The sequence below is a fragment of the Nonomuraea basaltis genome (genome assembly GCF_005893125.1).
GTDB classification, from domain to species: domain Bacteria; phylum Actinomycetota; class Actinomycetes; order Streptosporangiales; family Streptosporangiaceae; genus Nonomuraea; species Nonomuraea basaltis.
Map to the genome: position 1 here is coordinate 1 of NZ_VCJS01000210.1, position 22,256 is coordinate 22,256.

General features: G+C 71.1%; 19 protein-coding genes. 7 read left to right on the plus strand and 12 right to left on the minus strand.

The window, feature by feature from the left end:
- Positions 1-956: MFS transporter (locus EJK15_RS54005; RefSeq protein ID WP_240777802.1), on the minus strand; the 956-nt coding region annotated here is incomplete at its 3' end.
- Between the two features lie 23 nt (positions 957-979).
- Here EJK15_RS54005 and EJK15_RS54010 point away from each other — a divergent pair.
- The 3 genes from EJK15_RS54010 to mihF all read left to right on the plus strand — a co-directional run bounded on the left by EJK15_RS54010 (position 980) and on the right by mihF (position 3,122).
- Entirely contained in the window at positions 980-2,203 is a 1,224-nt protein-coding gene (locus EJK15_RS54010; RefSeq protein WP_138718249.1) for an ROK family protein, read from the plus strand.
- 107 nt (positions 2,204-2,310) lie between these two features.
- A complete protein-coding gene (locus EJK15_RS54015) occupies positions 2,311-2,715 on the plus strand; it encodes a GlcG/HbpS family heme-binding protein (RefSeq protein WP_138718250.1) in 405 nt (134 codons plus the stop codon).
- A gap of 101 nt (positions 2,716-2,816) precedes the next feature.
- Complete coding sequence (mihF, locus tag EJK15_RS54020) at positions 2,817-3,122, plus strand: integration host factor, actinobacterial type (RefSeq protein ID WP_138718251.1); 306 nt, start codon at positions 2,817-2,819, stop codon at positions 3,120-3,122.
- 156 nt (positions 3,123-3,278) lie between these two features.
- Here the strand turns inward: mihF and EJK15_RS54025 are convergent, their stop codons facing one another.
- Positions 3,279-3,926 (minus strand): response regulator transcription factor, encoded by a 648-nt coding sequence (locus EJK15_RS54025; RefSeq protein WP_138718252.1) that lies wholly within the window; start codon positions 3,924-3,926, stop codon positions 3,279-3,281.
- Positions 3,917-5,164 carry a sensor histidine kinase gene (locus EJK15_RS54030; RefSeq protein WP_138718253.1) on the minus strand — a complete coding sequence of 416 codons (1,248 nt, stop codon included), beginning with the start codon at positions 5,162-5,164 and terminating at the stop codon, positions 3,917-3,919. Before EJK15_RS54030 ends, EJK15_RS54025 begins: the two co-directional genes overlap by 10 nt.
- A 184-nt stretch (positions 5,165-5,348) precedes the next feature.
- On the opposite strand from EJK15_RS54030, the gene EJK15_RS54035 reads away from it, so the two are divergent.
- Both EJK15_RS54035 and EJK15_RS54040 read left to right on the plus strand, forming a co-directional pair.
- Positions 5,349-6,620, plus strand: a complete 1,272-nt coding sequence (locus EJK15_RS54035; protein WP_138718254.1) for an acyltransferase family protein — start codon at positions 5,349-5,351, stop codon at positions 6,618-6,620.
- Positions 6,621-6,678: 58 nt separating this feature from the next.
- Positions 6,679-9,186, plus strand: a complete 2,508-nt coding sequence (locus EJK15_RS54040) for a DEAD/DEAH box helicase (RefSeq protein WP_138718255.1) — start codon at positions 6,679-6,681, stop codon at positions 9,184-9,186.
- A 128-nt stretch (positions 9,187-9,314) separates the two neighbouring features.
- Here EJK15_RS54040 and EJK15_RS54045 read toward each other — a convergent pair whose 3' ends face one another.
- Positions 9,315-9,878 (minus strand): hypothetical protein, encoded by a 564-nt coding sequence (locus tag EJK15_RS54045; RefSeq protein ID WP_138718256.1) that lies wholly within the window; start codon positions 9,876-9,878, stop codon positions 9,315-9,317.
- 17 nt (positions 9,879-9,895) lie between these two features.
- Between EJK15_RS54045 and EJK15_RS54050 the strand changes: the two genes are divergently transcribed.
- Positions 9,896-10,390 (plus strand): DUF2087 domain-containing protein, encoded by a 495-nt coding sequence (locus tag EJK15_RS54050; RefSeq protein ID WP_171075073.1) that lies wholly within the window; start codon positions 9,896-9,898, stop codon positions 10,388-10,390.
- Between the two features lie 41 nt (positions 10,391-10,431).
- Here the strand turns inward: EJK15_RS54050 and EJK15_RS54055 are convergent, their stop codons facing one another.
- The 7 genes from EJK15_RS54055 to EJK15_RS54085 are packed head-to-tail and all read right to left on the minus strand — an operon-like array spanning position 10,432 to position 20,099.
- Positions 10,432-12,042: a beta-N-acetylhexosaminidase gene (locus EJK15_RS54055; RefSeq protein WP_138718258.1), complete on the minus strand. Its 1,611-nt coding sequence runs from the start codon at positions 12,040-12,042 to the stop codon at positions 10,432-10,434.
- 15 nt (positions 12,043-12,057) lie between these two features.
- Positions 12,058-13,998, minus strand: a complete 1,941-nt coding sequence (locus EJK15_RS54060; protein WP_138718259.1) for an NPCBM/NEW2 domain-containing protein — start codon at positions 13,996-13,998, stop codon at positions 12,058-12,060.
- 10 nt (positions 13,999-14,008) lie between these two features.
- Positions 14,009-15,553 (minus strand): alkaline phosphatase D family protein, encoded by a 1,545-nt coding sequence (locus tag EJK15_RS54065; protein WP_138718260.1) that lies wholly within the window; start codon positions 15,551-15,553, stop codon positions 14,009-14,011.
- 9 nt (positions 15,554-15,562) lie between these two features.
- On the minus strand, positions 15,563-16,867 hold the full coding sequence (locus EJK15_RS54070; RefSeq protein WP_138718261.1) for an ABC transporter substrate-binding protein: 1,305 nt from the start codon (positions 16,865-16,867) through the stop codon (positions 15,563-15,565).
- Positions 16,868-16,881: 14 nt separating this feature from the next.
- Positions 16,882-17,691 carry a carbohydrate ABC transporter permease gene (locus tag EJK15_RS54075; protein WP_138718262.1) on the minus strand — a complete coding sequence of 270 codons (810 nt, stop codon included), beginning with the start codon at positions 17,689-17,691 and terminating at the stop codon, positions 16,882-16,884.
- A gap of 12 nt (positions 17,692-17,703) precedes the next feature.
- Complete coding sequence (locus EJK15_RS54080) at positions 17,704-18,756, minus strand: carbohydrate ABC transporter permease (protein WP_206061683.1); 1,053 nt, start codon at positions 18,754-18,756, stop codon at positions 17,704-17,706.
- Positions 18,753-20,099: a glycoside hydrolase family 36 protein gene (locus EJK15_RS54085; protein ID WP_138718263.1), complete on the minus strand. Its 1,347-nt coding sequence runs from the start codon at positions 20,097-20,099 to the stop codon at positions 18,753-18,755. The genes EJK15_RS54080 and EJK15_RS54085 overlap by 4 nt, the downstream gene beginning before the upstream one ends.
- A 172-nt stretch (positions 20,100-20,271) precedes the next feature.
- On the opposite strand from EJK15_RS54085, the gene EJK15_RS54090 reads away from it, so the two are divergent.
- Complete coding sequence (locus EJK15_RS54090; RefSeq protein WP_138718264.1) at positions 20,272-21,426, plus strand: ROK family transcriptional regulator; 1,155 nt, start codon at positions 20,272-20,274, stop codon at positions 21,424-21,426.
- A gap of 28 nt (positions 21,427-21,454) precedes the next feature.
- Here EJK15_RS54090 and EJK15_RS54095 read toward each other — a convergent pair.
- Positions 21,455-22,256 (minus strand): helix-turn-helix domain-containing protein (locus tag EJK15_RS54095; RefSeq protein WP_138718265.1); only part of this gene is annotated, 802 nt, incomplete at its 5' end.

The following is a 22,256-nucleotide window of genomic DNA, read 5'->3' on the forward strand; positions in this document are numbered from 1 at the left end:
GGTGGTGTGCGCGTGGACAGGGTGGGCGCTGTCCACGCGCACACCACCCGCAGTGCCTCCCCGGTCAGCGGCGCGACGAGGACGAGCGCGTACCCCATGGTGGCGAACAGCCCGGCCAGCTGGATGGTGCGCACGGAGCCGAGCCGGGCCCTGATCGGATCGCCCAGCAGCCGCACGGTCGTCATGGCCACCGAGAAGATCGTGTAGGCGAGCGGCGCCGCCGCGGGATCGGTGTCCAGCACCCAGCGGGCGTGCAGCGCCGCCCAGTCGATCGCCGCCCCCTCGCTCAAGTGACCGGCGAACGCGGCCAGCCCGAGCATCGCGATCAGCCCCCACCGCAACGAGCCGCCGGATCCACCGCCCGGCTCGGAGGAGGAGGCATGCTCGGGCGGGTCGGGCAGCAGCAGCCGCGCCGCGGGAACGTACAGGAACGGCACCACCACGGCCGCCGCGATCAGCAGCGCCTGGGCGTCCACGCCGACCCGCAGGATCAGCGAGGTGAGCGCGCCGCCGGCGGCCCCGCCCAGGCTCCACGTCCCGTGGAAGGCCGAGATGATCGGCCGCCCGTAGCGGCGCTCGACCTCGACGGAGTGGGCGTTCATGGCGACCTCGGTCACCCCCAGCCCGATCCCGAACACGACCGCGAGGGCCGCCAGGGCCCAGTACGAGGACGCGAGCGCGGGCCCGAGCAGCACCAGGCCGGAGAAGGGCCCGGCGATCCAGCACACCCGCCGGCTCGACCACCGGTCGACCAGCGGCCCGGCCGCCAGCATCGACACCAGAGCCCCGCCCGAGATCAGCAGCAGGACGCTGCCCAGCCGGGCGGGGCCGAGGTCGAGCCGGTCGTTCAGGGACGGCAGGCCGGCCGCCCACAGACCCATCACCAAACCGGCAAGGAAGAAGAACCCGAAAACTCCGACACGAGCGCGTCTGGCATCAATGAGGCTTTTGTTCACGCCTAGAGCATAAGCTGTGTTCCGTGAATGGAGCTACGACCAGCGGCCAACTCCGCGCGCACAACCGGGTCAGGCTGCTGCGCGCCGTACACGACTGCGGGGCCGCCCGCACCAGGTCACAGCTGACCCGCGACCTGCGGCTGGCGAGGGGGACGGCGTCGGTGCTCGTCGCCGGGCTGGCCGAGGACGAGCTGCTGCACGAGGAGCCCGCCCCGGAGCACGTGCGGGGACGGCCGACGCAGGTGCCGGGCCCGCACCCGCGCGGGCCCCTCGCGCTGGCCGTGGACGTGCGCGAGGACGCCTGGGAGCTGGCGGCGTGCGAGCTGGGCGGCCGGGCGACGGTGCTCGCGGTGCGCCCGCACGACGGCACTCCCGAGGGCGCGCTCGGATCGCTGGGCGAGGCCGTCGCCGCGCACAGGAAGCGGCTCGGGCACCGGGTCGTCGGCGTCGGCGTGGCACTGGCCGGCCCGGTCCGCCACGGCGGCCTGGTGGACATCGCCCACCTGAGCTGGCGCTCGGTCGACGTGCCACGCCTGCTGGGCCTGGCCGATCCCATCGTGGGCAACGACACCGCGTTCGCGGCGCTGGCCGAGGCGCGGCGCGGGCGGCTGCGCGGCGTGCGGGTGGGGCTGCACCTGCACGTGGACTTCGACCTGGGCGGCGTGCTGGTCGTGGACGGCCGGCCGCTCGCCGGCGCCGGCGGCACGGGCGCCGAGTTCGGCCACATGCCGCTCACCGGCGGCGACCGCCCCTGCATGTGCGGCGCGATCGGCTGCTGGGGCATGGACGTCGGCGCGAACGCCCTGCTGCGCCACGTCGGCCTGGCCTACGGCGGCGGCCGCGGCCGCGAGCAGGCCGAGCACGTGCTGGCCACGAGCCGGGAGGCGGTGGCCGAGAACGCCCGCGCGCTGGGCCGCGGCATCGCCGCCCTGGTGAACGCCCACGACCCCGAGGTGGTCACCCTGTCGGGCCACGGCGTCGAGCTGTACGAGCGGGCCGGCGACGCCCTCATGGGAGCCTGCGGGCCGTACCTGATGGCGATCCGCCGCGACCACCCGCCCCGCGTCGAGGGCTCGGCCCTGGTCTGGCGCGGCTCGCTCCTCGGCGCCATGGAGTCGGTCTTCGACGCCTTCCTGACGCCGGAGGGCCTCGACCGGTGGCGCGAAAACCACCTTGACCAGGGGCCCGACACGCCCGATCAGCAGAATGTGATGAATTCCACGCTCAAGGGGGAAAACCCGCTATAACCCACACCCTTTCCCTGTCATTTGGCGATCTTGCTGGGGCGCGTCGAGGGCCTGTACCCATGAAAGCGTCCGATCCGCGAAAGAATCCTGATCCGGGGGACGAACGCGTGAATCTCGAGCTCGCGCTCCGCATGACCGAGGCGGCCGTGAGGCAGGCGATCAGGGAGGGCGCGCCGATCTCCGTCGCGGTCGTGGACGAGGGCGGAAATCTGGTGTCTTTCCAGCGTATGGACGGTGCGGAGATCTCCGGACCGGTGCTCGCGCCGGGCAAGGCGTACACCTCGGTCGCCCTGCGCAGGCCCACCGCCGGCCTGGCCCGGCCGATGGCCTGGGGAGGGGAGCTCGCGGGCCTGGCGGGGGGCCGTTTCGTCGCCGTGGGAGGTGGCATCCCGCTGTGGGCGGACTACGGTGAGGGAGAACGTGTGGTCGGCGGTGTCGGGGTCAGCGGAGGCACGGTCGCGCAGGACGTGGCGTGCGCCGAAGCGGCCGCGTTGGTGTGGCGGACACGTTGAGCGGGCGCTTTCCGCAACACGAACCGCCGGCATCCGCCATGATTAGCCACTGCACCACGGGTAACAGAATCCCGATCGTAAACTCCCCGAGGAGAACTGAGATGGCACTTCCCACGCTCACCCCCGAGCAGCGTCAAGCGGCTCTGGCCAAGGCCGCCGAGGCTCGCGCCGCCCGCACCGCCCTGCTGGCGAAGGTCAAGGCCGGCGAGATGACCTTCTCGCAGCTGCTGGAGCGCGACGACGACATCGCGAAGAAGATCAAGGTTTCCCAGGCGCTGCGCGCCGTCAAGGGCGTCGGTCCGGCCAAGGCCACCGCGCTGATGGAGGAGGCGGGCGTCGACGAGAAGCGCCGCCTCGGCGGCCTGGGCGCCCAGCAGCGCAAGAAGCTGGTCGACGCGCTCGGCTAAAGCCGGGCGGCCAGGTCCGCGCGCGTGCCGCGCGGACCGGCCAGCGACCCCTCAACAGGCCAGGAGGGGCCGGGGAGCGGTCTCAGAAGTCGGCATGAGATCGCCATGACAGAGCGGTGAGCCGCCCCGCTCTCGTCCGGCGGGCCGGCTGAGGGGTCAGGAACGCAGGTAGGTCAGTACGGCGAGCACCCGGCGATGCTGGTCGCTGTCCTCCGCGTAGAGGCCGAGCTTGTTGAAGATGCTCCTGATGTGCTTCTCCACGGCTCCGTCGCTGATCACGAGCTGCCGCCCGATGGCCGGATTGGACTTCCCCTCGGCCATCAGGTCGAGCACCTCGCGCTCCCGCGGCGTCAGCTGCGCCAGCGGGTCGTCCTTGCGCCTGCGGACCATCAACTGGGACACCACCTGCGGATCGAACACGGTTCCGCCCGCGGCCACCCGCCGCAGGCCCTCCAGGAACTCGTCGACGTCGACCACCCGGTCCTTCAGCAGGTAGCCGACCGCGCCCCGGGCGTCGGCGAGCAGGTCGTCGGCGTAGGAGACCTCGACGTACTGCGAGAGGATCAGCACGGGCGCGCCCGGCACCCTGCGCCGCGCCTCCACGGCCGCCTTGAGCCCCTCGTCGGTGAACGACGGCGGCATCCGCACGTCGACCACCGACACGTCGGGCTTGTGCTCGGCGATCGCCTCCACGAGGGCGTCGCCGTCACCGACGGTCGCGACCACCTCGCAGCCGAACTCCTCCAGCAACCTGACCAGGCCCTCCCTGATCAGGACGGCGTCATCGGCCACGACTACCCGCACGGCACCTCCGCAACGATCAATGTCGGCCCGCCGTCCGGCGACTGCACGGTCAGCTCCCCGTCGACTGCGCGGAGCCGGTCGGACAGCCCGGCGAGGCCGTGTCCCTTGGCGACGTGCGCGCCGCCGACCCCATCATCCCCGATCGTGAGCATGAGCACGTCGCCGATGCGGGAGAGCTGGACCGTGCACACGGTGGCGCGGCTGTGCTTGGCCACGTTGGTGAGGGTCTCGGCGCAGGCGAAGTAGATGGCGTTCTCGACCGCGGCCTGGTAGCGCTCGACGGTCTGCACGTCCAGGTCGACGGGGATCGTGCAGCGCCCGGCCAGCGCGGCCAGCGCGGGCGCGAGGCCGCGGTCGGACAGGATGGGCGGGGCGATGCCGCGCGAGAGCGCGCGCAGCTCGTCGAGCGTCTCGCGGGTGGCGGTGATCGCGGACTTGATCGTGGCCTGGGCCGCCTCAGGGTCCTTGGCCAGTTGCCGCTGCGCCCTGGACAGCTCCATGGCGAGGGAGACCAGGCGCTGCTGCGGGCCGTCGTGGATGTCGCGCTCCAGCTTGCGCAGTGCGTTGGCCTCGGCCGACACGGCGGCGGCGCGGCCTTCGGCCAGGTCGTCGATGCGCTCCTGCAGCTCGGCCACGCCGGTCAGCAGCGCCCGGCCGAGCCCGGCCCTGATCAGCGCGGCCCCGCGCACCATGAACGGCATGATCAGCGTGAAGACCAGGCCGACAGAGACGTAGAAGACCACGTTGACGAGGTAGCCGTCGCCGAGGCCGAGCAGTTGGGGCAGCTCCTGGTTGCCGGTGATGCGTGAGGTGATGATTCCGTACAGCGGATACGTCAGCCCGGCCAGAGGGATGGACCAGAACACGACGGTGAGCACGAACGACAGGATCGCGAAGGGGAAGACGATGATCCCGTGCAGCAGGTCGAGCCAGGACTGGCCGCTCGTCAGCGGGTTGACGAGCCGGCGGAAGCGGCCCGCGCCCGGCGGGGCGGGCTTGTAGCGGGGCCGTACGGGCGGCCGCTTGAGCACGTCGGACAGCCAGCCGCGCTCCGCGTCCGCGAAGCCGCGCGCGACCATCAGCGTGCCGGCCAGCAGCGGCACGCCGATCCAGACCACCAGGGTGCCTACGCCGGCCGAGAAGCCGGCGATCATGAGCACGAAGCCGATGACGGCCGTGGGGAAGCCGACGAGCGTGTAGCGGGTGTCGAGGAGGACACGCCTCATCAGGGAGCGCATGGCCTTCACGGTATGACCTCACCCCGCGAGTGACGAGCGGGTGTGCGGGTGTGCGGAGGTAGGGCCAGCCCTACCAGGGGCCGTGGTGCGTTCTCGACCACAAGAGGGCGGCTCGCGGCACTGTGCCGCGACGCGCTGAACGGGAGCCTTGAACCATCCGCTTCCCGGTGAATCGAGGCCCCCCATGACCGTCCTGCTGGACCGCCCGATCGCCGCAGCACGGCCGCGCCCGGTGTCGGGCGTGCGCACGGCGGCGCGGGACCCGTTCATCGACCTGCTGCGTGTGCTGGGCATGGCGCTCATCGTGTTCCAGCACTGGACGATCCCGGTGCTGTCCTTTGACGGCGTCCGGCTGACCACGGGCAACGCGCTGGCGACCCCGGGCGTGTGGGTGGTGACGTGGCTCAGCCAGGTGATGCCGCTGGTGTTCTTCGCGGGCGGCGCGGCCAACGCGATCAGCTTCGGCAGGTCCGCCGCCGGCGCGCCGCGGTGGCTGGCGATCCGGCTGCGGCGGCTGGCCTGGCCGCTGCTGCCGCTGGCGGCCGTGTGGATCCCGCTCCCCCACATCCTGCTCACGTTCGGCGTGCCGGAGCAGCCGCTTGAGGTGGGGGCGCGGCTGACCGGGCAGCTTCTGTGGTTCCTCGCCGTCTATCTGATCGCGGTCACGGCGACTCCGTACCTGCTGCGCCTGCACGGGCGGTTCGGCCTGCGCGTCCCCGCGGCGCTGGCGGCCGGGGCGGTGCTGACGGACGTGGCGCGCTTCTCGACCGGGTTCGAGGCCGTGGGCTACCTGAACGTCGTGTTCGTGTGGCTGGCGGTGCACCAGCTCGGCTTCTTCTACGCCGAGGGGCGGCTGCGACTTCCCTGGCTGCTGGCCGTGGGCGGCTTCGGGGCGGCGGCGCTGCTGGTGGCGTTCGGGCCGTACCCGGGGAGCATGATCGGGCTGCCGGGCGCCGGGGTGTCGAACATGGCACCGCCCACGCTCGCCATGCTGGCCGTGGGCGCCGGCCAGATCGGGCTGGCCGCGCTGCTGCGGCCGTGGCTGGTGCGGCTGCCCACGCGCCGGCTGCTGGCCTGGGCGGGGCCGCGGGTCATGACGGCGTACCTGTGGCACATGCCGGCCCTGTTCGTGGTGACCGGCGTGGTGGTGGTGCTGCTGCGGATCGGCACGCCCGCGCCGGGCAGCGCGTTCTGGTTCGCCGGGTGGCCGGTCTGGTTCGGGCTGCTGTGCCTGGTCATGTGGCCGCTGATGAAGGGGTTCGCCAGGTTCGAGACGCCTCCGGCGCTGCCGTACGGCAGCGCGGGGTGGGGCGGTACGCTGGGAGCGGCCGCGCTGGTCGGCGCGGGAGTGCTGACGCTGACGACAGGCGGGTTCGCGCCCGGCGGCGGGCCGTTCCTCGCGGTGCTGGCCGTGCTCGGAGGGCTGCTGATGACGGGTCCCCGGGCCCGGGGCTGATGCCGGATCCGCCCGGAATGGCCTCGAGCGGCTCGACCATCGGCCAAACTTCGGCAGGATAGATACCGTGAGCCTTCTTGTGGACCGCCTGCCCGAAGAGATCGACGCTGATCCCGACGCCATCTTCGACGCGTTCGTCGCCTGGAACTCCGAGCGGGGGCTCACCCTCTATCCCGCCCAGGAGGAGGCCCTCATCGAGGTCCTCTCCGGCAGCAACCTGATCCTCGCCACGCCGACGGGGTCGGGTAAGTCGCTGGTCGCCGCGGGCGCCCACTTCGCCGCGCTGACGCGTGACATGCGCACGTTCTACACCGCCCCGATCAAGGCGCTGGTGTCGGAGAAGTTCTTCGACCTGTGCGCGATCTTCGGCACCGAGAACGTCGGCATGATGACCGGCGACGCCAGCGTCAACGCCGGCGCCCCGATCATCTGCTGCACCGCCGAGATCCTGGCCAACGTGGCGCTGCGCGACGGCGCCGCCGCCGACATCGGCCAGGTCGTGATGGACGAGTTCCACTTCTACGCCGAGCCCGACCGCGGGTGGGCGTGGCAGGTGCCGCTGCTGGAGCTGCCGAACGTGCAGTTCATCCTGATGTCGGCCACGCTCGGCGACATGTCGATGTTCGAGCGCGACCTGACCCGGCGCACCGGCCGGCCGACATCCGTGGTCAAGCACGCCGAGCGCCCCGTGCCGCTGATCTACACGTACCGGATGACCCCGTTGCACGAGACGCTGGAGGAGATGCTCAGCACCGGGCAGGCGCCGGTCTACGTCGTGCACTTCACGCAGGCCGCCGCGATGGAGCGGGCCCAGGCCCTGACGTCGATCAACATGGCGACGAAGGCCGAGAAAGAGGCGATCGCCACGTTGATCGGCCACTTCCGCTTCACGACCCGGTTCGGGCGGGTGCTGTCGCGGCTCGTCCGCCACGGCATCGGCGTGCACCACGCCGGGATGCTGCCGAAATACCGGCGCCTGGTGGAGCGGCTGGCCCAGGCGGGCCTGCTGAAGGTCATCTGCGGCACCGACACGCTCGGCGTCGGCGTCAACGTGCCGATCAGGACGGTGCTGTTCACGGCCCTGTCCAAATACGACGGCAACAAGGTGCGCCGGCTGCGGGCCCGCGAGTTCCACCAGATCGCCGGCCGGGCGGGCCGGGCGGGCTTCGACACCATCGGCTACGTGGCCTGCCAGGCCCCCGAGCACGATGTCGAGAACGCCAAGGCCCTGGCCAAGATCGGCGACGACCCCAAGCGGCGGCGCGGCTACGCCCGCAAGAAGCCGCCGGAGGGTTTCGTCGGGTGGAGCGCGGACACCTTCGAGAAGCTGCAGCAGGCCGAGCCCGAGCCGCTCAACTCGCGCTTCAAGGTCACCAACGCGATGCTGCTGGCGGTCATCAACCGGCCCGGCGACTGCTTCCAGGCGATGAAGCACCTGCTGACCGACAACCACGAGGACCGCAAGTGGCAGCGCCGGCACATCAGCCAGGCCATCGCCATCTACCGGTCGCTGCTGGCCGGCGGCATCGTGGAGCAGTTCCCCGAGCCGGACGAGCACGGCCGCCGGGCCCGGCTGACGATCGATCTGCAGGAGGACTTCGCGCTCAACCAGGCGCTGTCGACGTTCGCGCTGGCCGCGTTCGACCTGCTGGACCGCGAGTCGCCGTCGTACGCGCTGGACATGGTCTCGATCGTGGAGTCCATCCTCGACGACCCGCGCCAGATCCTGTCGGCCCAGCTCAAGAAGGCCAGGGGCGAGGCGGTCGCGCAGATGAAGGCCGACGGGATCGAGTACGAAGAGCGGATGGAGCAGCTGGCCGAGGTCATGTACCCGATGCCGCTGGAGGACCTGCTGCTCGGCGCTTACGAGACCTACCGGCGCGGGCACCCGTGGGTGGGCGACTACACGGTCAGCCCGAAGTCCGTGGTGCGCGACATGTACGAGCGGGCCATGACGTTCGGCGAGTACATCCAGTTCTACGAGCTGGCCCGGTCCGAGGGCACGGTGCTGCGCTACCTGGCCGACGCCTACCGGACGCTGTCGCGTACCGTGCCCGAGCATCACAAGACCGACGACCTGGTCGACCTGATCGAGTGGCTCGGCGAGCTCGTCCGGCAGGTCGACTCGTCGCTGATCGACGAGTGGGAGAAGCTGGCCAACCCGGCGGAGGCGCTGGAGCGGCAGGAGCAGCTCGAGGCCAAGGTACGCCCGGTCACCGCCAACCCGCGGGCCTTCCGCGTGCTGGTGCGCAACGCCATGTTCCGGCTGGTCGAGCTGTGCGCCCTGGAGAAGGAGGACGAGCTGGGGGAGCTCGCTCCGGACGTGGACTGGGGGGCGGCGCTGGACGCGTACTATGCCGACCACGAGGAGATCTTCACCGACGCGGACGCGCGCGGGCCCGCGCTGCTGCGGGTCGAGGAGGAGAGCGGGCTCTGGAAGGTCCGGCAGACGATCAAGGATCCGGCCGGCGACGGCGACTGGGGCATCGACGCCCAGGTGGACCTGGCCGGGTCGGACGAGGAGGGCCGCGCGGTCCTGCACGTCCAAGGGCTGAACCGGCTCTGAAGACGACAAGCCGTGTGCCGGAACGGACTGGCAAGGGCGTCCCGGCACACGCCTGTCAATTCAGTTTCTTCCGAACAACGTCGGTGTCGTGTCATGACAATGTCCCAAGATCGAGACATTTCATGACATCAGCAGGTAGCGAGGCTGCAGACCTTGGCGAGCATGCGCTTGGTGTCCTTGATCTGCTGCTTGAAGTCGGACGCGGCGGGCTTGCCCCACTCGCCGGAGACGGTGTAGACGATCAGGGCGTTCGCGCGGCGGGTCACGATGGCCCGCTCGCCGCCGACGGCAGGCTTCTTGCCCTGGTACACCTGTCCGGTGACCTTCAGCGCCTTGTCGCCGTAGTCCACCACGGCGGCGGAATAGCGGTAGCCGGCACTGCCGCAGGCGCGGACCGCGGCCTCCAGGTCGCGCATGGCCTTGCCCGCGGCCGCCGGTGACGAGTAGAGGATGACCTGCTCGGACTTGGAGTAGTCGGGGACCGCCGTGTACGTGAGGGTCCTGGCCTCCTTGCGCCCGCTCTGGCCGAGCTTGGCCTTCTGGCACGGGTTGACGACGAGCCGGGCCGACCTCTTGCCGCTCGCCGACCAGCTGGTCTCCGGGTCGTTGTCCTTCTTGGCGGCGGCCTTCTCGTACAGCAGGAAGTTGTTCGGGATGGCGACCGCGGCCGCCAGTAACAGCACAGAGAACATGGGTCAAAATAGTACGGGTGAGCGACGAAGAGATCAGGCGCGTCCTCGGGCTGCTCTATCACGACGAAACGTTGCGGGCCTTCGCCTCCCTGGTGCTCGGCGCCGCCGACGGGCTCTCCCCCAAGGTGCTGCAGAAGCTGGCCAACGGCGGCCTGGCGGCGCGTGACGAGAGCGGCACATGGCGGGCGACGCCGGAGCGGTTCAAGGAGCTGCTGCGGGCACGCGCCGAGCCGGCGGAGAAGCTGACCGCCGAGGAGCGGGTGCTGCGCACGTTCCTGGTGGACGGGCGGCTGACGACCCTGCCGGTGAGGCGTGACAAGCGGCTCGTGGTGCTGCGCTACATCGCCACGGTGTTCGAGCCCGGAGTGCGCTATCCGGAGAAGGACGTGAACGTGGCGCTGCGGGCCTTCCACGACGACCACGCGGCGCTGAGGCGCTATCTGGTGGACGAAGGTCTGCTGGCCAGGGAGGACAACGTCTACTGGCGCAGCGGCGGCCCCGTAGACATCTAACTCGTGGACATCTAGCTCGTGGACATCGAGCACGTGGACGTCTAGAGCGTCCGGAGATTGCTGGTCCAGGCGTCGATCTTGGCCTGCCACCGCTCCGGGTCCTCCGGCCGGCCGGGCACGCCCGGCCTGGTCTGCCAGGGCAGCGGGCCGTCCGCGTGCCGGTACTCCACGCCGATCGCGGCCAGCCGGGGCAGGTGCGCGGCCAGCCGCTCGCGGAAGCCGGCCAGGTCGCGGCCGGCGGGGCTCCACACCGTCTCGGCGAAGGCCGCGAGCCGTGGGAAGGCCATGTAGTCGACGTGCCGGGTGGAGTCGATCAGCTCCGTCCAGACGGCGCATTGCGCGCCCAGGACGTGGCCGGCGGCCGGGTCGCCGCGCAGCTCCTCGGGGACGGGCTCGAAGGCGTAGACGTCCTCCAGGGTCAGCACCGTCCCGAACGGCGCCGGCTCCTCCTCTCCAGGCCCCTGCCGGTAGTCCAGGTAGAGGCTCGTGTTGGAGCAGTTGATCACGTCGTGGCCGCTCCTGGCGGCGGCCACCGCGCCCAGCTCGCCGCGCCAGGAGGCGACCACCGCGCCGGGCGCCAGGCCGCCCTCGAGGATCTCGTCCCAGCCGACCAGCCGGCGGCCGCGCTCGGTCAGGTAGGCGTCGAACTGGTGGATGAACCAGCTCTGCAGCTCCTCCTCGTCCCGCAGTCCCAGCTCGGCGATGCGGCGCCGGGCCACCGGGCTGTCGCGCCACTGCTCCTTGCGGCACTCGTCGCCGCCCAGCACGACGTACGGGCTCGGGAACAGCTCCAGCACCTCGTCCAGCACGTTCTGGAAGAACGCGATCGTCGCGTCCTCGACGTTGAGCACGTTCACGCCCACCCCCCAGGTCGCGCGCACCTCCAGAGGCGTGCCGAGGTTGCCCAGCTCCGGGTAGGCGGCGATGGCGGCCTGCGTGTGCCCCGGCAGGTCGATCTCGGGGACGACCGTGACGTGCCGCCGCGCCGCGTACGCGACGATCTCCCTGATGTCGTCCTGGGTGTAGTAGCCGCCGTGCGGGCGGCCGTCCATGGCGCCGTTCCAGCCGGTCTGGCTCTCCCTGCGCCACGCCCCGACCTCGGTCAGCCTGGGGTAGCGCCGGATCTCGATCCGCCAGCCCTGGTCGTCGGTGAGGTGCAGGTGCAGCACGTTGAGCTTGTGCAGGGCCAGCAGGTCGATGAAGCGGAGCACGTCATGCTTGGTCATGAAATGCCGGGCGACGTCGAGCAGGCAGCCGCGCCACCCGAACCGCGGCGCGTCCTCGACGTACGTGCCGGGCACGGTGAAGGGCGCGGTGAAGGGCCCGGCGGCGGCCTTCCTGAAGGCGGCGGCCGGCAGCAGCTGCCGGAACGTCTGCGCCCCGTAGAACGCCCCCGCGGGCCCGCCCGCGACGATCTCGACGTCTGGCCCGACGGTCAGCCGGTAGGACTCCGGCGGCAGATCTCCGAGCGCCAGAGTGATCGTTCCCGAGCCCGGTCCCGGCAGCAGCTCGCCACCGGTGACAGGGGCCAGCTCACCCCGTAGCCAGGCGGCGACCTCGGACAGCGCCGGATCGGCGGCGAGCGGGGTCCGGCTGTCGAGGACGAACGAGCCCGGCCGGGCCTCGTGCTTGACGGGCTTGGGAACGATCATCAACGGGTGGGCTCCTTATTCGCAGGTGATGGCGGCGTCGGCGAAGTCGGCATGGTCGGAGGTGGCGTTGTCACCGCCGTTGGTCGCGACCAGCCGGACGAATCGGGCGCCCTCGACGGACGCGGTGACCTTGCGGGCGGGCATGGTGCCGGTGAGCAGGCCCGAGTAGGCGACCCGGCCCCCGTCGGCCCAGACCTCGAACCCGGCGGACCCGGCCGCGCCGACCTCGTCGTCGATCCCGGCCTGGAACTCGACGGACGAGCAGCGCCCGGCGGTGTAGAACTCGATGTCGGCGGGCGAGTGGGTGCCGAGGCCCTTGGCGTACCGGACGCCCTCGATGGTGATCGGGCGGCCGTCGCCGGCCGCCCGCTCGCCGTTGCTGGTGTCCTTCTCGACCGGGCCGAAGTAGTTCTTGGCGCTGGTCCAGGCCAGGTCGCTGAGGTACGTCCGCCCCGGGCCCGGCGCCTTGGCGACGGTCACGACGGCCGTCGCGGTCCGGCCGCCCTGGGAGAACGTCAGGTCGTGGTTCTGCGACGCGGCGCCGGCGGGCGGGGTGACGGCCCATTTCACGGTGAACGTCTCACCGCCGTCGAGCCTGCCGGTCCTGGCCGGCGTCCGCGCGGCGACCTGCCATCCTTCCGGTACGGAAGCCGTGACCTCGACGTCGCGCAGCCGCCCGGTGGCCCCGGTGTTCGTGACCCGGGTGACGATCTCGCCGGTCTTTCCTGGCTCCAGCACCGACGGCCGGTCGTCACCGAGGAATGCGGGCGGGTCCGCCTCGAACGTCACCAGCGGCGGCGCCTGCTCCCGGCTCTCGGCGACCCGGTAGAGCAGGGCCGCGTGCGCGGGCACCTGCGCCGCCAGCTCGCCCGCGGAGGAGGCGACCGCGCCGGTCCACAGATCCTCGACCCTGTAGCGGGAGCCGCCGAGCCGGGTGGAGATCGTGGCCGCGCGGTCGCTCTCGTTGAACAGCGCGATCGCCCGGTCGCCGTTCGCCAGCGGCTTCGACAGCACGTGGTACCAGCCGTCCGTCCTGACGAACCTGCCGTGGGCGCCCAGCGCGTCCTGGTCGACGGCGATCACCTTCGGGTTGGCGACGATCGAGGCAGGCGCCGTGGCCGGGTCGGCCTGCAGGATCAGCGGGGCCGCCCCCATGGCCCAGAGCGTGACCTGGGTGCGGTATTCGGTGTCGGTCATCCCGCCGCGCCCGGCCTGGAGCAGGTCCGGGTCGGCCCAGCTGCCCGGGCCCGCGTATTCGGCCCTGAGCTGGTTGAACTCCCAGATGTCGACCATGGTGGCGTAGCTGTCGGCGATGGGCCGGTTGTAGACGTTGGTGCGCCAGGTGGTGGCGCCCGCGTCCTTGCCCCACAGCCACGGCACGGTGCTGCCGTCCTCGTTGTTCATGGCGAAGACGACGTCGCCGCCGAGGGCCTGGCGCATGCGCGGGTAGATGGTCTGGGCGATCTGCTGGACGTTCTGGCCGGGGAAGTCGGCCGCGGGGACGTTGCACCAGTCGTACTTGACGTAGTCGACGCCCCACTCCTTGACCTGGGCGGCGTCGGCGGCCTCGCTCTTGTACGAGCCGGGACCGCCGCCGGCGCATGCCTTGGTGCCCGCCGACAGGCTGAGGCCGAGCTTCATGCCCTTGCCGTGCACGTAGTCGGCCAGCGCCTTCATGCCGCCGGGAAAGCGGGTGGCGTCCGGGGTGAGGGCGCCGTCCGCGCGCTGCGGGGCCAGCCAGCAGTCGTCGACGATGACGTACCGGTAGCCGAGCGGGACGAGGGCGGCCATGGCGTCGGCGGCCTGCCGTACCGACGACTCCGAGACCGAGCAGCCGAGCGAGCGGCTGCTCCAGCCCATCGGCGGCCCCGCGGCGGCATCGGAGGCGGCGCTGGATAAGGGCACGAAGGGCAGGACGAGCAGGGCCGCCGCGACGGCGGCCGTAATGGTGCGCATGGGGATCCCGTCAGGCGGAGTTGAGTCTGGGGCTGCCCGGCTCGATGACGAACGAGCCGGAGGTGTAGGCCGGGGCGTAGGGCTCGGTGATCCGGGACAGCGAGCGGAAGTCCACCTTCATCTCCTGCTGCGTGATCCTGGTCCGCACGTAGCCGCGGCGGCCGTTGAAGAACTTCACGTGCGGGTTCTCGTCGAGCAGGATCTGCGTGTTGGGGTATTCGTCCAGGCCGTTCCCGGCGCTCGTCACCGAGGTGGTGACCAGCTCGACGGCGACGGACCTGGACTCGGGGTCCTGGTGGTCACGCTTGATCTCGCCGGCCCAGTGCGAGTGCACGTCCCCGGTGAGCACGACGGCGTTGCGCTTGTAGTCGTCGATGGCGGCGGTCAGGCGGTTGCGGGAGGCGACGTAGCCGTCCCAGCCCTCGTTCGAGTAACCCTTGCCCGCGCCGTTGGTCCAGTCCATCTCCATGAAGAAGACCTGCTGGCCGAGCAGGTCCCAGGTGGCGCGGGAGCGCCTCAGCTCGCCGTCCAGCCAGGCCTCCTGGTCGCGGCCGAGCAGCGTCCTGTTGGGCGCGAAGCGGTCCAGGCAGTCGGGGCCGACGGTGCCGCTCTTGCCGGTGCAGGCGTACAGGTCGCGGTACTGGCGGGTGTCGAGCAGGTGCAGGTTGGCGATCGCGCCCCAGCGGACGCTGCGGTAGAGCTTGAGCGACGACCCGTCGGGCTTCTGGGCGCGGCGCAGCGGCATGTTCTCGTAGTACGCCTGGAAGGCGTCGGCCCTGCGCTTGAGAAACGGCGGGTCCGGCTGCTCGGGCACGTCGCCGGCCCAGGCGTTCTCGATGTCGTGGTCGTCCCACACCACGACCCAGGGCGCGATGGCGTGGGCGAGCTGCGACTCCGGGTCGGCCTTGTGCTGGGCGTGGCGCAGGCGGTAGCCGGCCAGGTCGAGGCACTCGCCGCCGGCCTGGTCGCGGACCGGGTACTTGTAGTCGCCGTACTCGTAGATGTAGTCGCCGAGGAAGGCGATCAGGTCGGGCTGGTCCTCGGCCATCCTGCGGTACGGCGTGAACCAGCCGGTCTGGTAGTCGGCGCACGAGGTGAACGACAGGTTCAGCGGCCGGCTCCGGGTGCCGGGGGCGGGGGCGGTCAGAGTGCGGCCGACGGGGCTGAGCTCGTTCTCGGCCTTGAAGCGGTAGAAGTACTCGGCGCCCGGGGCGAGCCCGTCGAGCTCGACGTGGACGCTGTGGGCGGCGTCGGGGCGGGCCAGCTCGATGCCACGGCGTACGACATGCCGGAAATTTTCGTCTTTGGCGAGCTGCCACTGGACCGGGACCGGACGGCCCGGCATGCCGCCGAGCCCGTCGAGGGCGATCGGGTCCATGGCGAGCCGCGTCCACAGGACCACGCCGCCGGGCGTGGGCTCACCCGAGGCGACGCCGAGCTGGAAGGGGTCGGACAGAGGGGCACGGCGGGCCGCCGCGCGCACGGGTGTCGCACCCAGTGCGGCGGAAATGCCCAGGCTCGCGCCCCCGGCGAAGAGAGAACGCCGGGTGATCAATGGGGGTCCTTACTCGAGGGTGGCGTTGCCTTCGGCGACAGCCTGGTCCGCGGCTTCCTGCGGAGAGAGTTTGCCGAGGTACATCTGGTTGAAGATCTGGTTAAGCTTCGTCTCGAACCCGGTGAATCCGGTGGTGATCGGCAGCGGGAACGTTGAGCCCGCCGCCTCCTCGGCGAACGGCGTGACGTCGACCTTCTTCGACTTCCAGTAGTCGACGTAGCCCTGGGCCAGGCCGTTGAGCGCGGGGAAGACGTAGCCGCCGTCGGCCATGATCTTCTGTGGCTCCGCGGTGCCCAGGTAGGCGGCCAGCTTCATGGCCTCCTGAGGGTGCTCGCTCTTGGCGTAGACGGCCTCGGCCAGGCCGTTGAGGTTGACCGAGCGGCCGGCCGGGCCCTCCGGCATGGGCGCGACCCCGAGCTCGAACGTGGCCTCCGGCGCCACGAACGGCAGCAGCGCGTTGTTGGCGGGGAACATCGCGATCTCGCCCGCCTTGAACATGTCGGTGACCTTGCCGGTGGGCGGGTTCGTCTGGGTGGCGGGCGGTGAGACGTGGTGCTTGTTGACCAGGTCCACGCCGAACCGCAGTGCCTGCACCGACGCCGGGTCGTTGAAGACGTACTTGCCGAAGGGCTGGTCGACGAGCTTGCCGTCGTTCGAGCTGACCCAGTTCATCCACTGCGTCTGGTAGTGGTTCCAGGAGGCGAAGCCGTACGTCTTGACCTTGGCGGGGTCGAAGCCCGCCTCGCCGGGGTGCTTGCCGGCCTCGTCGGCGGTGAGCTTGCGCGCCGTGTCGAGCAGGGTGCCGGTGCCGTCGGCCGCCCAGGTGAGCTTGTCCGGCATCTCCACGCCGGCCTTCTCGAACAGGTCCTTGTTGTAGAGCAGGCCGACGATCCCCCAGTCCTTGGGGACGCCGTACAGCTTGCCCTGGTAGGTGAACGAGCCGACGACGGTCTGGTGATACTTCGAGGTGTCGAGCTGGACCGGGGTCAGGACGCCCTTGGTGACGAACTCGGGGAACTGGGTGGGCGTCATCCAGAACACGTCCGGCGCGGTGCCCGCGACCACGTCGGCGGTGAGCTTCGTCCAGTACTGGTCGTACGGGAGCAGCTCGATCGTGACGTCGATGCCGGGGTTGGCCTTCTCGAAGGCCGCCATGACCTTCTCGTAGCCGGCCTTCTGCTGGTCGTCCCAGAGCCGGTACGTCAAGGTGACCTTGCCAGGCTCTCCTGACGAGCATCCGGTGAGGGTGAGCCCAGTGAGCATGGCGGCGCCTATCAGCGCCCCGGCCCAGCGAATCCGGGGGGATTTCAACATTCGCTGACCTCTTCTTACTTGAGGCCTGTGAGGACCACAGACCGGACGATGTGCTTCTGGAAGAAGATGAAGACGACCACCATCGGCACCAGCGCGATCAAGCTGCCGGCCATCATGAGGTGGTAGTCGACGCCGATGCCGGCCTTGAGCGTGGCGATCGCGACGGTGATCACCTTGGTGTCGTCACCGCTGGTGATGATCAGCGGCCACAGGAAGCTGTTCCACGACGAGATCACCGTGATGATCGCCAGCGTGCCGAGCGCGGGGCGGCAGAGCGGCAGCAGGACGCGGACGAGGATCGTCAGCGGCCCCGCCCCGTCGATCCGCGCGGCCTCCTCCAGCCCGCCGGGCAGACTCTTGAAGAACTGCCGCATCAGGAAGATCCCGTACGGGGTGCCCAGCACGTACGGGGCGAGCAGGCCGTACCAGGTGTTGACCAGGTCCAGCTCCCGCATGATCAGGAACAGCGGGATCATGGTGACGGCGCTCGGCACCATCATCGTGGCCACGTACAGCCAGAACAGGACGTCTCTGCCCCTGAACCGCAGCCGCGCGAACGCGTAGGCCGCGAACGTCGTGAACACGAGCTGGCCGGCCGTCAGCAGCGCCGTCATCACGGCCGTGTTGAGCAGGAAGCGCGGGAAGTCCCCGCTGAGCATCGTGGCCAGGTTGTCCGTGGTCGGCGGCAGCCCCGGCAGCCACGGGGCGGTCGAGCCGAGCTGCGCCTGCGTCTTGAAAGCGGTCAGCACCACGAGCAGATAGGGGAAGGCGGAGATGAACGCACCGGCCGCGAGCGCGGCGTACAGCAGGATTCGCTTGGTCATGGTTGTCTCCGCTCAGCTCAGGTCGTACGTGGTGCGCTTGCCGAAGAACCTGACCTGCGCCAGCGTCACCGCGAAGATGACCGCGAACAGCAGCGTGGACAGCGTGGCCGCGTAGCCGAAGTCGAACTCCTTGAAAGCGGTCTGGAAGATCCGGAAGTTGAGCACCTCGGTGCTCTGGCCGGGGCCGCCGTCCGTCATCGCGTAGACCGTGTCGAACACCTGGAAGGCGCCGATGAGGTTGGTCACCGTGACGAAGAACATCGTGGGGTTGAGCAGCGGCAGCGTCACCCGCCAGAACCGCTGCGCCGGGCTGGCGCCGTCGGTCGAGGCCGCGTCGTACAGCTCCTGCGGGACGCCCTGCAGGCCGGCCAGGAAGAAGAGCATGTTGTAGCCGGTGTACTGCCAGACGCTGACCAGGGCGACGGCGGGCAGCGCCCAGGCCGGGTCGGACAGCCAGTCGGGGCCCGTGACGCCGATCAGGGCCAGAGCGCTGTTGAGTGCGCCGTCGCGGGGATCGAAGATCCAGTTCCAGATGAGGGCGAGGACGATCGGCGTGGCCATCCACGGGATCACGAACAGCGAGCGGTAGACCCTGACGCCCTTGACGCGCTGGTTGAGCAGCATGGCCAGGGCGAGGGCCAGGACGGTCTGGAGCGGGATGGAGAGCAGGACGTAGACGACGGTGACCCAGAGCGAGTGCCACGTCTGACCGTCGGCGGCCAGGCGGCGGTAGTTGTCCAGGCCGGCGAACTCGGGGGCGGAGAGCAGCTCCCAGTCGAACAGGCTCAGGACCAGGACGATGACCATGGGGAGCAGCAGGAAGGCCACGACGCCGAAGAGGCTTGGGCCGATGAACAGATACGCGTGCCACCCGCTCCCCCACCGCCGCCTCCCGCTTTTCGCTCGCCCGCCGTTCGCCCGGTCACCATTCCCTCGTCCGCCTTTCGCCCGCCCGTCCGCCGCCCCGGCGTCCGTTGCGGAGCCCTTCGGATCGACGCCGCCGAGGTCACCGGCCTCCGACGCGACGCTCCCCTGAAGGCGGTCGCCGGCGGCGCGGCGCGTCACGACGGCCCCGTGGTGGCCGGCCCCGTGGCGGTCGGCACCGTGGCGGTCGGCACCGTGGCGGTCGGCACCATCAGGCGCCTGGTCGTCTCCAGCCCCCATTCGTCCAGCGCCGCGATCGGATCGCTCGACCCCCGCAACCCGCCCGTGCCGGCGATGTGCGCCGCCCACTCCTGCCTGGCCTCCATCTCGGGTCGCAGGATGATGCAGTCCGGGTCGTTCACCCACCACCGAGCGTGCAGGAACTCCCGCGCCGCCCCCGTGAGGCGGGCCCCGAGCTGCGACGGCTGGCTGATGTCCCCGGATCTGGGCCGCAGGGTAAGAGCGATGTCCGGGCTCACCCGCATGATGTCGACCAGCCCGATGCTGGGCAGCATCGGCGCCCCGCACCCGTGCAACGTGGCCCCGGCCCCGCCGCCCGCACGGATCAGCTCCAGCCCTCGCCGGTACGCGGCGATCGGGTCGAGGTCCTCGTGCCGCCCGCCCGCCAGCGCCCCCGCGTACAGGTAGTCGAGCTTGAAGTGCGTGATCCCCATCGCGCGGAACGTACGGAACACGTGCACCAGGTGCTCGGCCGCACCTGGGTGGGTGACGTCGAGCACGGCCAGCTCCTGGTTCCACATGCGGCCGGCGTACGCCCCTTCGACCAGCCACTCGGGATGCTCGCGGAAGATCCGGCTCCGGTGCCCGACGAGGAACGGCGCGGTCCAGATCCCGGCCCGCCGGCCCGCCCCCGTGACGGCGTCCACGGCCCGCTCCAGCGAGCCGAACCCGGGCCGCCCTTCCAGCCAGTCGCCGATCTCGGCCTCGTAGCCGTCGTCGATGAGGAACATGCCGGCCGGAAGGCCGTGCCGCCCGGCCAGCTCCAGGTTCTCGATGACGTCGGCGTCGGTGACCTTGTCCCAGTAGCCGTACCAGGTGCACCACATGGGCGGGACCGCCGGGAACGTCTGGGGCTCCGCCATGGTGTCCGCCCAGTCGCGCAGGGCCTGGCCGAGACCGCCCTCGGCGCGGTGGTGGCGTACCGGGCCGTCGGCGGAGACCACCAGGCGGCCGTGCTCCTGGCGCGCCCTGATCGACGGCACCTGGAACGGGCTCGGCGCCGACCAGAGCTCGACGGACCCGTCGCCCGGCTCGATCGCCAGCAGCCCCTCCCCCTGGAACACCCCGCCGGGGACCGGGGTCTCGGGGCGGTAGCAGAGGATCTGGATCGTCTCGTCGGCGGGCCTGGGCGGGGCGTCCTGCAGCCGGTAGGCGCCCGTGGGGCTCCACGACTGCCAGCCGTGCTCGAACACCCGCGCCCGGCCGGGGACGCACGTGATCTCGCCGATGTCCACGAACGACATCAGTCCTCATTCCTCTCTCGACTTACGAAGGAGCGCTTCATTAGTAGCATCGAGCCCGTGAGCGGTCAACGACGGATTTTTTGCGATACAACAGGGGATGTCGGCTAGACGTCCATCGGTGGAGCCCTGGCATAATCTGGGGTTACAGAGGACAACTACATTAAGGACGGCGATGGCGGACGTACGCGGCGGCAACCTGTCACGCCTGCGGCAGCTCAACTCGCTGACCGCCATCCGGGTGCTGCGCAGGGCGGGCCCGCTCACGCTGTCGGCGCTCGCCGAGCGGAGCGGCCTGTCCCGGCCGTCCATGAAGGAGGTCACCGACGAGCTCATGGAGCTGGGCTGGGTGGAGGAGGTGCCGCCGAGCCAGGGCACGATGGGCCGGCCCGCCCGCCGCTACCGCTTCCGCTCCCGCAGCGGCTACCTGGTGGGCGTCGACATAGGAGGGCACAACATCCGCGCCGCCCTGTCCGACCTCGACGGCGGGATCCTCGCGGAGACCCGGCAGCCGGTCCTGCCCGACGCCCCGCTCGACGAGCGCCTGGCCGCGATCGAGCGCGCCGTCTCCGGCTGCCTGGCGCTCAGCCGTACGACGGTCGCCGACCTGTGGACCATCGCCGTCGGCACCATCGGCGTGATCGACGTCGAGGGCCGCGTCATCTACTCGGCCGCGGTCCCCGCCTGGCGAGACCTGGACCTGACGGGCAAGCTGCGCGAGATGTTCCCCTGCCCGGTGCTGATCGAGAACGACAGCCGCCTGGCCGCCATGGCCGAGACCCGGCGCGGTGTCGCCCGCGGGGCCAAGGACGTGGTGTTCCTGCACGTCGGCAGGCGCATGGGCGCCGGTCTGATCATCGGCGGGAAGGTGCACAGGGGATTCGGCGCGGCGGCCGGCGAGATCTCCATGCTGCCCGAGGCCCGCTGGTTCGACGCCCCCGAGCACCTGAACACCTGCGCCTGCGTGCCGGAGGGCACCGCGCCGGAGGACGCGGCCGGCTACACGCTGGCGGCGGCCAGGAACGGCGACCCGGTCGCGATCGAGGCCGTCGAGCGGTACGTCGACGACCTCGCGGTGGGAACGGCCGCGATGGCCCTCATCCTGGATCCGCAGATGGTGGTGCTGGGCGGCGGGTTCTCACGGTCGTCCGATGTGCTGCTCGGGCGGCTGCGGGAGAGGCTGGAGCGCGTGTGCATGCGCATGCCTGACGTACGCGCCTCCACGCTGGGCGACGAATGCGTGGTGGTCGGGGCGATCGACTACGCCGTCGACCACCTGGACGACCAGCTCTTCACCCCCGACAAGGGCCCCCTCCCGGTCACCCGCTGACCCCGGCTCCCGTCACCCTCACGATCCCTCACGGCCCCGGGCGGAGGCGGGACCGGTAGTCGCGGGGCGGGAGGCCGTACTGCCGCTTGAAGGCCCGGCTGAAGTGGAACGGGCTGACGAATCCCGACGCCGCCGCCACCTGGCCGACGTCCAGGTCGGTCACCTCCAGCAGCCCGGCCGCGTGACGCACCCGCGCCTGCCGGACCACCTGCATCGGGGTGCGGCCGGTCTCGGCCGTGAACAGGTGGGCGAGCCGGGAGGGCGAGAGGGCGACCGCGCGGGCGAGCGAGGCGACCGAGTGCGGCGCGCCGGGCTCGGCGGCGATGATCGCGAGGATGCGCCGGACCCGCTCGTCCCCTTCTTCGGGCTGCCGCTCGGATCGCGCCGAGGCGGTGGCCAGCACCAGCGCCTCCTCAACGGCGCCCAGCACCAGCTCCCGCGCCGCCCCGCCCACGACGACGGCAGGCGGCGACGCCACCTCGGCCCCATGCTCCGGCGCCGTCGCGGCAAGGGGCGCGACGGAGGACCCGGCGGGCATGGTCTGAGGGAGCGTGGCGCGGGGCGAGGTCTTCGCGGGCGTGGCGCGGGGCGTGGTCGGCGGCATCCAGCGGGCGTCCCGCAGCGCCCGCCCGAACGCCAGATCGATCCGCTCGTGCAGCCCTTCCGGCACCCCCGGAACGAGGTGGTATCCGCCGCCCCGCGCGTACGGCCCCAGCCACGCCGCCCACGACGCCCGAGGCTGGAGGTGGACCCACCAGAACCGCCACCGCTCCGCCCCCAGCAGCACCCGATAGTGCTGGGCGACCCCGGACCCCAGCACCACCAGGTCC

What these genes read in the sequence shown, in the direction of transcription:
- mihF (WP_138718251.1), top strand. Translation starts at nt 2,817, where the DNA reads ATGGCACTTCCCACGCTCACCCCCGAGCAGCGTCAAGCGGCTCTGGCC.
- EJK15_RS54030 (WP_138718253.1), bottom strand. Translation starts at nt 5,164, where the DNA reads ATGCGCTCCCTGATGAGGCGTGTCCTCCTCGACACCCGCTACACGCTC.
- EJK15_RS54035 (WP_138718254.1), top strand. Translation starts at nt 5,349, where the DNA reads ATGACCGTCCTGCTGGACCGCCCGATCGCCGCAGCACGGCCGCGCCCG.
- EJK15_RS54045 (WP_138718256.1), bottom strand. Translation starts at nt 9,878, where the DNA reads ATGTTCTCTGTGCTGTTACTGGCGGCCGCGGTCGCCATCCCGAACAAC.
- EJK15_RS54055 (WP_138718258.1), bottom strand. Translation starts at nt 12,042, where the DNA reads ATGATCGTTCCCAAGCCCGTCAAGCACGAGGCCCGGCCGGGCTCGTTC.
- EJK15_RS54060 (WP_138718259.1), bottom strand. Translation starts at nt 13,998, where the DNA reads ATGCGCACCATTACGGCCGCCGTCGCGGCGGCCCTGCTCGTCCTGCCC.
- EJK15_RS54070 (WP_138718261.1), bottom strand. Translation starts at nt 16,867, where the DNA reads ATGTTGAAATCCCCCCGGATTCGCTGGGCCGGGGCGCTGATAGGCGCC.
- EJK15_RS54075 (WP_138718262.1), bottom strand. Translation starts at nt 17,691, where the DNA reads ATGACCAAGCGAATCCTGCTGTACGCCGCGCTCGCGGCCGGTGCGTTC.
- EJK15_RS54085 (WP_138718263.1), bottom strand. Translation starts at nt 20,099, where the DNA reads ATGTCGTTCGTGGACATCGGCGAGATCACGTGCGTCCCCGGCCGGGCG.
- EJK15_RS54090 (WP_138718264.1), top strand. Translation starts at nt 20,272, where the DNA reads ATGGCGGACGTACGCGGCGGCAACCTGTCACGCCTGCGGCAGCTCAAC.